This window comes from Pseudomonas sp. D4-21, assembly GCF_051132125.1.
Lineage (GTDB): Bacteria > Pseudomonadota > Gammaproteobacteria > Pseudomonadales > Pseudomonadaceae > Aquipseudomonas.
Map to the genome: position 1 here is coordinate 917363 of NZ_CP071664.1, position 11428 is coordinate 928790.

At 64.0% G+C, this 11428-nt stretch carries 7 protein-coding genes; 5 read left to right on the forward strand and 2 right to left on the reverse strand.

Going from position 1 to position 11428, the window contains the following annotated elements; genetic code table 11:
• Positions 1-1114: 1114 nt before the first annotated feature.
• On the forward strand, positions 1115-1795 hold the full coding sequence (locus tag J3Q04_RS04015) for a methyl-accepting chemotaxis protein (RefSeq protein ID WP_434674609.1): 681 nt from the start codon (positions 1115-1117) through the stop codon (positions 1793-1795).
• A gap of 133 nt (positions 1796-1928) precedes the next feature.
• Here J3Q04_RS04015 and J3Q04_RS04020 read toward each other — a convergent pair whose 3' ends face one another.
• Together J3Q04_RS04020 and cra are read right to left on the reverse strand one after the other, a co-directional pair.
• Complete coding sequence (locus J3Q04_RS04020) at positions 1929-2705, reverse strand: TatD family hydrolase (RefSeq protein ID WP_434607827.1); 777 nt, start codon at positions 2703-2705, stop codon at positions 1929-1931.
• A 16-nt stretch (positions 2706-2721) separates the two neighbouring features.
• Positions 2722-3717 carry a catabolite repressor/activator gene (gene cra / locus J3Q04_RS04025; RefSeq protein WP_434607825.1) on the reverse strand — a complete coding sequence of 332 codons (996 nt, stop codon included), beginning with the start codon at positions 3715-3717 and terminating at the stop codon, positions 2722-2724.
• 286 nt (positions 3718-4003) lie between these two features.
• On the opposite strand from cra, the gene ptsP reads away from it, so the two are divergent.
• From ptsP to J3Q04_RS04045, 4 genes are all read left to right on the forward strand, one after another.
• On the forward strand, positions 4004-6868 hold the full coding sequence (gene ptsP / locus J3Q04_RS04030) for a phosphoenolpyruvate--protein phosphotransferase (RefSeq protein WP_434607823.1): 2865 nt from the start codon (positions 4004-4006) through the stop codon (positions 6866-6868).
• The gene (gene pfkB, locus J3Q04_RS04035; protein WP_434560703.1) at positions 6868-7809 is read left to right on the forward strand and encodes a 1-phosphofructokinase; all 942 of its coding nucleotides are present in this window, start codon (positions 6868-6870) and stop codon (positions 7807-7809) included. The genes ptsP and pfkB overlap by 1 nt, the downstream gene beginning before the upstream one ends.
• A gap of 13 nt (positions 7810-7822) precedes the next feature.
• The gene (locus J3Q04_RS04040; protein ID WP_434607820.1) at positions 7823-9568 is read left to right on the forward strand and encodes a PTS fructose-like transporter subunit IIB; all 1746 of its coding nucleotides are present in this window, start codon (positions 7823-7825) and stop codon (positions 9566-9568) included.
• 197 nt (positions 9569-9765) lie between these two features.
• A complete protein-coding gene (locus J3Q04_RS04045; protein ID WP_434607818.1) occupies positions 9766-11307 on the forward strand; it encodes an alkaline phosphatase D family protein in 1542 nt (513 codons plus the stop codon).
• Positions 11308-11428: the final 121 nt, after the last annotated feature.

The window sequence follows — 11428 nt, forward strand, 5'->3', positions numbered from 1 at the left end:
GACGCTGAACGACCTGGTGCAGATCAATGCCAGCCTGGGCCAGTCGGGCAAGGCCGGCGACGTGGACGCGAAGATCGCCGCGCTCGAGCACAAGGTGCTCGCCCGGTTGCAAGGCATGACGGCCATGGCGATGGAGCCCGAGCACGTCAGTGCCTTCGATACCAAGCGCGACGAAATGATCGCCGCTTTCAAGGCCCAACAAGCCGAAAGCTCGCTGCAGAGCAAAAGCGCGTTGATCGGCAATCTGCTCAACAATGCACAAATATTCGGCCAGATCATCGCCAGTCAGGCCGGCCTGAGCCGTGACAACCAGGCCGACATCCGCCAGCTCAGCGAGCTGATCGTCGGCCTGACGCCCAGGGTCACTCAAATTTTGGGCGAGGGCCGTGCCTTGGGCGCTTCTTCGTTGGGGTTGGGTTTCCTCAATTCCGCGTCGAGTACCCGGTTCGATGAGTTGCTGGTGCAAATCGAGAAGCTCCAGGGCGAATATGAGCTGAAACTGCAGGACGCGCTGGGCTCGAGCAAGGCGGTCGGACAAGCACTCGCCGATCAGGCCGGTGGCAGCAAGAGCACCCTCAAGCAAGCGGCCGAGCTGATTGAAAACCAGGTTGTCATGGCGGACACCCTCGATGCGCCATGGCCGGCATTCTTCGATCAGGTCAGCGGCCTGATGGAGCAGACCTATCGGTTGAACGAGGCGACGTTGGGCTTTCTCGGTGTGCAATTGCAGCACCGCCTGGAGCAGAACCGCAGCCACATGGTGCTACAGGCGGTGGCGCTCGCAGCGGTGTTCCTGTTGATTTTCTATCTGTACGCCGGTTTCTACGCCTCGACACGCACGACGCTCAAGCACCTGGGGGCGATGATGGACAAAGTCGCGGCGGGGGATATGACAGTCAGTTTCGTCGCCCGCAGCAAGGATGAGCTGGGCGAGTTGGGCGAGGTGTTCAATGGCACCGTGGCGAAGATCCATGATTTGATCGAACAGGTCGGCCACACCGTCGCCGAGGTCGAGCGCCAGGCCGGGCAGGTGGAAACGGTATCGGCCCAGAGCAACCAGGCCGTGGCCGGCCAGCGCAGCCAGATCGAACTGGTCGCCACGGCGATGAACCAGATGTCCGCCACTGCCCAGGAAGTCGCCCGCAGCGCTGCGGCGGCGGTCAGCAGCGCCCATAGCGTGAATGATGAAACCCTCAGTGGACGAGGCTTGGTGGAATCCCAGCAGGGCAGCATCGCCCGGCTCGCCAGCGAAATCGACCAGTCGGTGCAGGTGATCAATCAACTGGCGACCGACAGCCAGGCCATCAGCCGCGTCCTCGATGTGATCAAGAGCATTGCCGAGCAAACCAACCTGCTGGCCCTCAACGCCGCTATCGAAGCCGCCCGGGCTGGCGAGCAAGGGCGCGGATTCGCGGTGGTGGCCGACGAGGTGCGAACCCTGGCCAAGCGGACCCAGCAGTCGACCGAAGAAATCGAAGCGATGATCAGCCGCCTGCACGGCGGCGTCGGTGCCGCCGTCAAGGCGATGGGCACCAGCCATGAGATGGCCAGCGGCACGGTTGGCCAGTCGGAGAAGGTCCAGCAGGCGCTGGAAAACATTCTTGGCGCCGTTGGCATGATCGTCGACCAGAACCAGCAGACCGCCGTCGCCCATGACATCGACCAGAACATCGTCGAGATCAACCGCGCCGGCGAACGCACCGCCGAAGGGGCTCACCAGACCGAAGACGCCAGCCGCGAACTGTCCTCCCAGGTGGTGCGGCTCAAGCAACTGATCAATGCGTTTCGGGTGTGATCTCCTGCCTCACCACAGGCCCAATGTGGGAGCGAGCCTGTGTGGGAGCGAGCTTGCTCGCGATGGCGGAGTGTCAGCCAATGAAAGGTTGCCTGGATCACCGCTATCGCGAGCAAGCTCGCTCCCACAAGGATCACCACTGGAATAGCTGCCGGGCGTTTGCCGTGCTGGCCTCGGCCAGTCGTTCAGGCGTCACCGCCATGATGCCCGCCAACGCCTCGCAAATCGCCGGCAAATGCACCGGGCTGTTGCGTTGCCCGGGAAACATCGACGGCGCCATGTCCGGTGAGTCGGTCTCCAGCACCAGCGCATCCAGCGGCAGTTTCGGCAGCACCCGGTGCATGCGCAGGGCCTGGGGCCACGTGGCCGCGCCGCCGAGGCCGAGCTTGAAACCGAGCTTGATGTATTCGCGAGCCTCTTCGAAGCTGCCGGCAAAGGCATGGATGATGCCCGCACGGGCCGGGCAGATGCGTTTGAGCGTCGCGATCACGGCGGCGTGGCTGCGACGTACATGGATCAGCGCCGGCAGTTCGAAATCCCGGGCCAGTTCCAGCTGCGCCTCGAACAGCGTTTGCTGGCGATCGCGGTCCAGGGTCTGGACGTAATAGTCCAGGCCGATTTCCCCCACCGCGCACAACTGCCGATGCCCGGCCAGGCGCTCCAGCCATTCGCGCAACTGCGCCAGGTCTTCGCCGCGATGCTCGTCGAGAAACACCGGGTGCAGGCCCAGCGCGGCATGCAGGTGCGGGTCGCTTTGGACCAGGTCCCAGACGCGCTGCCAATTGTCCCGATATACGCCCAGCACCACTATTTCCCGGACACCCAAGGCGCGGCTTTCGGCCAGCAGCGCCGGGCGATCCGCGTCGAAATCCGGGAAGTCCAGATGAGTGTGCGTGTCGATCAACTGCATATCCGCACCCTGAACCTCAGCCCTGGTGAATGCGCTGCTTGAACGTGCGCGCAATCGCCTGGACACCGGGTTGATAGACATCGTTTTCGATGGCCGCCAGCGCCAGTTCCAAGGCTTTGTCGGCGATCAGTTGATGCTGCTGGGACATGGCGTTGACCGGCAGCGGCAGGAAATCCAACAGTTGCGTGTCGCCAAAGGTGCCCAGGCGAAGGGGACGCGCCTTGAGCGGAAAATCATGCAGGGCATCGAACACCCCTTGCAGCAGCACATAAGAGGTGGTGATCAGCGCGTCGGGGAGATGGCCCAGGCGCGCGAGCATGTCATCCATCAGCTGACGACCGCATTCACGGCTGAACGACTCGCCGTGCTCGATCAGCACCTGGCCTTCGAACCCGGCCAGCGCCTCGCGGAAACCGGCGGTCCGCTCCTGGCTGATGCTCAGTTCGGGGCGGGCGCTGATCAGCGCGATCTGCCGTGGATTCGTTTCCAGCAGGCTTCGAGTCAGTTGCAGGCTGGCCTGGCGGTCGTCGCTGATTACCGAGCAGAACTGCGCCGGTTCCATCACCCGGTCGATGGCGATGATCGGGATGCCCTTGGCCTGCAATTGGCGGTAGCTATCGTCTTCGGCGGGCAGGCAACTGGCAACGATCAGCGCATCGCAGCGTCGGGCGCGGAACAGTTGCAGCAACTGGCGCTCGCTATCAGGCGCATCATCGGAGCTGGCGATCAGCAACTGATAACCTCGGGCGCGGGCACCTTGTTCCAGCAGCTTGGCGATACGCGCGTAACTGGGGTTCTCCAGGTCGGGCAGGATGAACCCCAACGTGCGGGTATGCCGGCTGCGCAGTCCGGCGGCCTGTGGGTTGGGCGTGAAGCCATGCTCTTGGACCACCGCCCGCACCCGTTCGACGGTCGCGTTGCTGATGCGTTGCTGTTCGGCCTTGCCGTTGATGACGTAGCTGGCGGTGGTCACGGACACACCGGCGAGCTGGGCGATATCACTGAGTTTCAACCCGGTTTTCCTTGTTTTTTCGAGTTTGCCCCGACAATGAAGGCTCATCCTACCCGATTCGGATCGATGGTCACCCCCGGACGCTTTCGACAAGTTGCACTTCAAGGATGGGAGATTATCGAGTAACGTGCCAATCTTTCTAGATTAAACGTTTCAGCAGGCGTATTTTCAGGGCTTCAGGGTTTTCGGTCGCACTGCCGCGATACCGCCGCAAGCCGTTTGCAACGCTAAGCTGATTCATTCAAAACAATACCTGGCGCCAACCGGACGCCAAAAAGGAGAAAGCATGCTCGAGCTCACTCTAGAGCAGATATCCATGGCCCAGGTGGCTGTGGATAAAGACGCCGCGCTGCAACTGCTCGCTGACAAACTGGTGGCCGATGGCCTGGTAGCCGAGGGTTATCTTGCCGGATTGCAGGCCCGCGAGGCCCAGGGCTCGACCTTTCTTGGCCAAGGTATTGCCATCCCCCACGGTACTCCGCAGACCCGCGACCTGGTGTATTCCACCGGCGTGCGCTTGCTTCAATTTCCCGAAGGCGTGGACTGGGGCGACGGCCAGATCGTTTACCTGGCGATCGGCATCGCCGCCAAGTCCGACGAACACCTGCGCCTGCTGCAACTGCTGACCCGCGCCCTCGGCGAGACCGATCTGGGCCAGGCATTGCGTCGCGCCGGCAGCGCCGAAGCCTTGCTGAAACTGCTGCAAGGCGCGCCGCAGGAACTGGCGCTGGATGCGCAGATGATCGGCCTCGGCGTGTCGGCCGACGATTTCGAAGAACTGGTGTGGCGCGGCGCCCGTTTGTTACGCCAGGCCGATTGCGTGAGCAACGGCTTCGCCGGCGTGCTGCAGCAGGTCGAAGCGTTGCCTCTCGGCGATGGGCTCTGGTGGCTGCACAGCGAACAGACCGTCAAGCGCCCGGGCCTGGCCTTCGTCACGCCCGACAAACCCATTCGTTATCTGGGCCAACCCCTGAGCGGGTTGTTCTGCCTGGCCAGCCTCGGCGAGGCCCACCAGGCGTTGCTGGAAAGGCTTTGCGCATTGCTGATCGAAGGTCGCGGCCACGAATTGGGCCGCGCTACCAGCAGCCGCAAGGTCCTGGAAGTGCTGGGGGGCGAACTGTCCGCCGACTGGCCCAGCGCGCGCATCGGACTGGCGAATGCCCACGGCCTGCACGCGCGCCCAGCGAAAATCCTTGCCCAGCTGGCGAAAAGTTTCGAAGGCGAGATCCGCGTGCGCATCGTCGACGGCCAGGACAGCGCCGTATCGGTGAAGAGTCTGAGCAAACTGCTGAGTCTGGGCGCCCGTCGCGGTCAGGTCCTGGAGTTCATTGCCGAACCCAGCATTGCCGCCGACGCGTTGCCGGCGTTGCTCGCAGCCGTCGAAGAAGGTCTCGGCGAAGAGGTCGAACCGCTGCCGCCACCGAGCGCGCCGCGAGAAACCACCATTGCCGAAGTTGCCACCGTGCTGCTCGCGCCGGAATCCGGCAGCCTGATCCAGGCCGTCGCCGCCGCGCCGGGCATTGCCATCGGTCCGGCGCATATCCAAGTGCAGCAAGACATCGATTATCCACTGCGTGGCGAGTCTCCGGCGATCGAGCGCGAGCGTCTACAAAACGCCCTAGGCCAGGTACGTCGGGACATCGAGGGCTTGATCGAGCGCGCCAAGGCCAAGGCCATCCGCGAGATTTTCATCACCCACCAGGAAATGCTCGACGACCCGGAACTGACCGACGAAGTCGACACCCGCCTGAAGCTGGGCGAGAGCGCGCAAGCGGCGTGGATGGGCGTGATCGAAGCCGCCGCGAAGGAACAGGAAGCCCTGCAGGATGCCTTGCTTGCCGAGCGCGCCGCCGATCTGCGGGATGTTGGCCGTCGGGTGCTGGCGCAGTTGTGCGGCATCGAGACCCCGGCTGAACCGGATCAACCCTACATCCTGGTGATGGACGAAGTCGGCCCCTCCGACGTCGCGCGCCTGGACCCGGCCCGCGTGGCGGGGATCCTCACCGCACGCGGCGGCGCCACCGCCCACAGTGCCATTGTCGCCCGCGCCCTGGGCATTCCGGCCTTGGTGGGCGCAGGCGCGGCGGTGTTGCTGTTGGCGCCGGGCACGTCCTTGCTGCTGGATGGGCAGCGTGGTCGGCTGCATGTCGACCCGGACGCCGCGACCCTGCAACGGGCCGCTGAAGAGCGCGACACCCGTGAGCAGCGCCTGAAAGTCGCCGCCGAACAGCGCCACCAACCGGCGCTGACCCGCGACGGTCATGCCGTTGAAGTATTCGCCAACATCGGCGAAAGCGCCGGCGTCACCAGCGCGGTGGAGCAGGGCGCCGAAGGCATCGGCCTGTTGCGCACCGAGCTTATCTTCATGGCCCACACCGAGGCCCCGGACGAAGCGACCCAGGAAGCCGAATACCGCAAGGTGCTCGATGGCCTGGCCGGTCGGCCGCTGGTGGTGCGCACCCTCGACGTCGGCGGCGACAAGCCGTTGCCTTATTGGCCGATCGCGAAGGAAGAAAACCCCTTCCTCGGCGTGCGCGGCATCCGCCTGACCTTGCAGCGCCCCCACGTCATGGAAGCGCAACTGCGCGCCCTGTTGCGCTCGGCGGACAACCGTCCGCTGCGGATCATGTTCCCCATGGTCGGCAGCATCGACGAGTGGCGCCAGGCCCGGGACATGACCGAGCGTCTGCGTCGGGAGATCCCCGTGGCGGATTTGCAGTTGGGCATCATGATCGAAGTGCCGTCCGCCGCGCTGCTGGCGCCGGTACTCGCCAAGGAAGTCGATTTCTTCAGCGTCGGCACCAACGACCTGACGCAATACACCCTGGCGATCGACCGTGGTCACCCGACCCTGTCGGCCCAGGCCGACGGCTTGCACCCGGCGGTATTGCAACTGATCGACATCACCGTGCGCGCCGCCCATGCCCATGGCAAATGGGTCGGTGTGTGCGGCGAGCTGGCGGCCGATCCGCTGGCGGTGCCGGTGTTGGTGGGCCTGGGCGTGGACGAGTTGAGTGTCTCGGCCCGCAGCATCGCGGAGGTCAAGGCACGAGTCCGCGAATTGAGCCTGACACAAGTACAAACCCTGGCCCAAGCGGCATTGGCCGTGGGCAGCGCCGATGACGTGCGCGCATTAGTGGAGGCGCTGTAATGGCGAAGATTCTTACCCTGACCCTTAACCCGGCGCTCGACCTCACGGTTGAGTTGGCGCGCCTGGAACCGGGCCAGGTCAACCGCAGCGACGCCATGCACGCCCACGCCGCCGGCAAGGGCGTGAACGTGGCGCAGGTGCTGGCGGACCTCGGCCACACCCTGACCGTCAGTGGTTTCCTGGGTGAAGACAACGCCCAAGTGTTCGAGACGCTGTTTATCCAGCGTGGCTTCGTCGACGCTTTTATTCGCGTCCCCGGCGAAACCCGCAGCAACATCAAGCTGGCCGAACAGGACGGACGCATCACTGACCTCAACGGTCCTGGCCCGATGGTCGATGAAGCCGCGCAACAAGCGTTGCTGGAACGTCTCGAGCAGATAGCCCCAGGCCACGATGCCGTAGTGGTTGCCGGCAGCATGCCCCGAGGCGTCAGTGCGCAATGGTTGCAGGCGCTGATCATGCGGCTCAAACAGCTCGGCCTGAACGTCGCCCTCGACACCAGCGGCGAAGCGTTGCGCGTCGCCCTGGCGGCGGGGCCATGGCTGATCAAGCCCAATACCGAGGAACTGGCCGATGCGCTAGGTTGCGACGTGGTGACCGAGGTCGCCCAGGCACAAGCGGCTCAGCGGTTGCATGCCCAAGGCGTGGAACATGTGGTGATTTCCCACGGCGCCGACGGTGTGAATTGGTTCAGCGTTGGTTCGGCCCTGCATGCCTCGCCGCCCAAGGTCACTGTCGCCAGCACCGTGGGCGCCGGCGATTCGCTGCTGGCCGGCATGCTGCATGGATTGCTCGCTGCCCACGCACCGGAGCAGACCCTGCGCACCGCCACGGCCATCGCCGCCATGGCGGTCACCCAGATCGGGTTCGGCATCCACGACACCGCCTTGCTGGCGTCGCTTGAACAGGGCGTGCGCGTGCGCCCCCTGACAGAACAATAAGAGGGTTCGCAAGATGAAATTAGCCATTGTGACGGCTTGCCCGAACGGCATGGTCACCAGCGTGTTGTGCGCCCGCCTGCTGGATGCGGCGGCCCAGCGCCAAGGTTGGAGCACCAGTGTCGAAGTCCATGACGCGGCCCACCCGGAACGCCAGTTGTCGGCGGCGACCCTCGAAGCGGCCGAATGGGTATTGCTGGTTGCCAGCGGCCCGGTGGACCTGTCGCGATTCGTTGGCAAGCGGGTGTTTCGCAGCACCCCGGCCCTCGCCCTGCAGGACGTTGACGCGGTGCTACGTCGCGGCGCCGAAGAGGCCCAAGTGCTGGGCGAGGCCGAGGTGCTCGCCGAAGAACCTGCGCCGTCGACCGAACGCGCCCCGCGCCTGGTGGCCATCACCGCGTGCCCGACCGGCGTCGCCCATACCTTCATGGCCGCTGAAGCCTTGCAACAGGCAGCGGCACGCTTGGGTTATGACCTGAAGATCGAAACCCAGGGCTCGGTGGGCGCCCGCAACCCGCTCAGCCCCGAGGCGATTGCCGAGGCCGATGTGGTGTTGCTGGCGACCGATATCGAGGTCGCCACCGAGCGTTTCGCCGGTAAGAAAATCTATCGCTGCGGCACCGGCATTGCGTTGAAACAAGCCGAAGCCACGCTGAAAAAAGCCTTGGCCGAAGGCGTCCAGGAAAGCGCAGCGAGTGGTGCTTCCACGGGCCCGGCGAAGGCGGAAAAAAGCGGTGTCTATAAACACTTGCTGACGGGTGTTTCGTTCATGCTACCGATGGTGGTAGCGGGTGGCTTGATGATCGCTTTGTCGTTCGTGTTTGGCATCGAGGCCTTCAAGGAACCTGGCACTCTCGCAGCGGCGCTGATGCAGATTGGCGGCGACACCGCATTCAAATTGATGGTGCCGCTGCTGGCGGGCTACATCGCCTATTCGATTGCTGACCGACCTGGCCTGGCGCCAGGGATGATCGGCGGGATGCTGGCCAGCACCCTGGGCGCTGGATTCATCGGCGGCATCATCGCCGGTTTCCTCGCCGGTTATGCGGCCAAGGCGATCAACCGTTACGCGCGCCTGCCTCAGAGCCTTGAAGCGCTCAAGCCGATCCTGATCATTCCGTTGCTGGCGAGCCTGTTCACCGGCCTGGTGATGATCTACATCGTCGGCAAACCGGTGGCGGGCATGCTTGAGGGTCTGACCCATTTCCTCGACAGCATGGGCACCACCAACGCGCTTTTGCTGGGCGTGCTGCTGGGGGCGATGATGTGCGTGGACCTCGGTGGGCCGATCAACAAAGCCGCCTACGCGTTTTCCGTGGGACTGCTGGCTTCGCAAAGTTATGCACCCATGGCCGCGACAATGGCCGCCGGCATGGTGCCGCCGATTGGGCTGGGCATCGCCACGTTCATAGCCCGCCGCAAGTTCGCCAAGACCGAGCGTGAGGCCGGTAAGGCAGCGCTGGTGCTGGGGCTGTGCTTCATCTCCGAAGGCGCGATCCCGTTCGCGGCCAAGGATCCACTGCGGGTGATCCCGGCCAGCATTGCCGGCGGCGCGCTGACCGGTGCGCTGTCGATGTACTTCGGCTGCAAACTCATGGCGCCTCACGGCGGGCTGTTCGTGATGCTGATCCCCAATGCCATCAACCACGCGCTTTTGTACCTGCTGGCGATCGTGGCGGGGAGTTTGGTGACGGCAGTGGCGTATGCGCTGCTCAAGCGACCGGAAGTGATGGAAATGGCGTTGGAGCCGGCGAAGGCCTGATCGCTTTTGAGACAGTAACTTTCCCCTTGTGGGAGCGAGCCTGCTCGCGAATGCGGTGTGTCAGTCGATGAGTTTGTTGTCTGACACACCGCTTCGCGAGCAGGCTCGCTCCCACAAAGGTCATTGATGTCCGTAAAATCCCTGTCACACCCACTTCACACAGCCATGCTTAAGTTTTCCCATTTGGGGAGAACACCATGAGCGAATTCGACCTGGGCCGCCGCCGTGTGATGCAAGTCGTTGGCGCGGGCTTGTTGCTGCCCGGGCTGGCCCCGGCCGTGATCGCTTCGGTCAAGGACCGGCCCGTGTTGACCGAAGGTGTGCAGTCGGGCGACTTGCAAGGTGATCGCGCGATGATCTGGAGCCGCAGTGACCGCCCGGCGAGGATGGTGGTGGAGTGGGACACCCGCAGTCAGTTCCCCAACCCCCGGCGCTTCGTCTCGGCGCTGGCCGATAGCCGCAGCGATTTCACCGCTCGGGTCGAGCTCACCGGCTTGCCACCCGACCAGGCGATTTTCTACCGCGTGCATTTCCAAGACGCCCAGAGCGGTGTGGCCAGCGAGCCGTGGCTCGGCCACCTGCGCAGCGTGCCGCAGTTCAAGCGCAACATCCGTTTTGTCTGGAGCGGCGACACCGTCGGCCAGGGTTTTGGTATCAATCCGGACATCGGCGGCATGCGCATCTATGACGCCATGCGCCTGCGCCTGCCGGATTTCTTCATCCACAGCGGCGACACCATCTATGCCGACGGCCCGGTGCCGGCGCAGATCACCACAGAGGGCGGGCGCATCTGGCGCAACCTGACCACCGAAGCCAAGAGCAAGGTCGCCGAGACCCTGGATGAATATCGCGGTAACTACCGCTACAACCTGATGGATGATAACGTCCGCCGTTTCAACGCCGAAGTGCCGCAGATCTGGCAGTGGGACGATCACGAAGTGGTCAACAACTGGTCGCCGGGCAAGCAACTGGACGAGCGCTACCAGACCAAGGATATCCACAGCCTGGTCGGTCGTGCGCGACAGGCCTGGTTGGAATACGCGCCGATGCGCCTGCAGAAGGCCGATGGGGGAGGGCGCATCTACCGCAAGCTCGGTTACGGGCCGATGCTGGATGTGTTTGTGCTGGACATGCGCAGCTATCGACAAGCCAATGACGCGAACCTCGGTGCGGCCAAACCGTTCCTCGGGCGGGAGCAGTTGGACTGGCTCAAGCGCGAATTGAAGCAATCCGGTGCCCAGTGGAAAGTCATCGCTGCTGACATGCCCATCGGCCTGGGCGTGCCGGATGGCGAGGTCAGCCCCGGCGTTGCGCGTTGGGAAGCGGTCGCCAACGGTGACCCGGGCGAGGCCCAGGGGCGCGAAGTCGAGATCGCCGAATTGCTCGGTTATCTGCGCAAGCATCAGGTGCGCAACTACGTCTGGCTCACCGCCGATGTCCACTATTGCGCCGCCCACCACTACCACCCCGAACACGCCGCGTTTCAGGATTTCGAACCCTTCTGGGAGTTCGTCGCCGGCCCATTGAACGCCGGCAGCTTCGGGCCCAATCCCTTGGACAAGACCTTCGGCCCTGAAGTGGTGTTCCAGAAAGCCCCTCCGGCCCAGAACACCTCGCCGTTTGCCGGCTATCAGTTCTTTGGCGAGGTGGACATCGACGGGCAGAGCGGGGAGATGAGCGTGGTGCTGCGGGACCTGGAAGGCGTGGCGGTGTTCGAGAAGAAGTTGCAGCCGGTGTGATCAGAGGCCACTACAGACCCCATGTGGGAGCGAGCCTGCTCGCGAAAGCGGTGTGCCAGGCAACACTTGTGCAAACTGACACACCGCTTTCGCGAGCAGGCTCGCTCCCACAGGGTTGATG

Bases quoted from the DNA above. Each gene is read 5' to 3' on its own strand.
- J3Q04_RS04015 (WP_434674609.1), top strand. From the start codon at position 1,115: ATGTCCGCCACTGCCCAGGAAGTCGCCCGCAGCGCTGCGGCGGCGGTC.
- J3Q04_RS04020 (WP_434607827.1), bottom strand. From the start codon at position 2,705: ATGCAGTTGATCGACACGCACACTCATCTGGACTTCCCGGATTTCGAC.
- ptsP (WP_434607823.1), top strand. From the start codon at position 4,004: ATGCTCGAGCTCACTCTAGAGCAGATATCCATGGCCCAGGTGGCTGTG.
- pfkB (WP_434560703.1), top strand. From the start codon at position 6,868: ATGGCGAAGATTCTTACCCTGACCCTTAACCCGGCGCTCGACCTCACG.
- J3Q04_RS04040 (WP_434607820.1), top strand. From the start codon at position 7,823: ATGAAATTAGCCATTGTGACGGCTTGCCCGAACGGCATGGTCACCAGC.
- J3Q04_RS04045 (WP_434607818.1), top strand. From the start codon at position 9,766: ATGAGCGAATTCGACCTGGGCCGCCGCCGTGTGATGCAAGTCGTTGGC.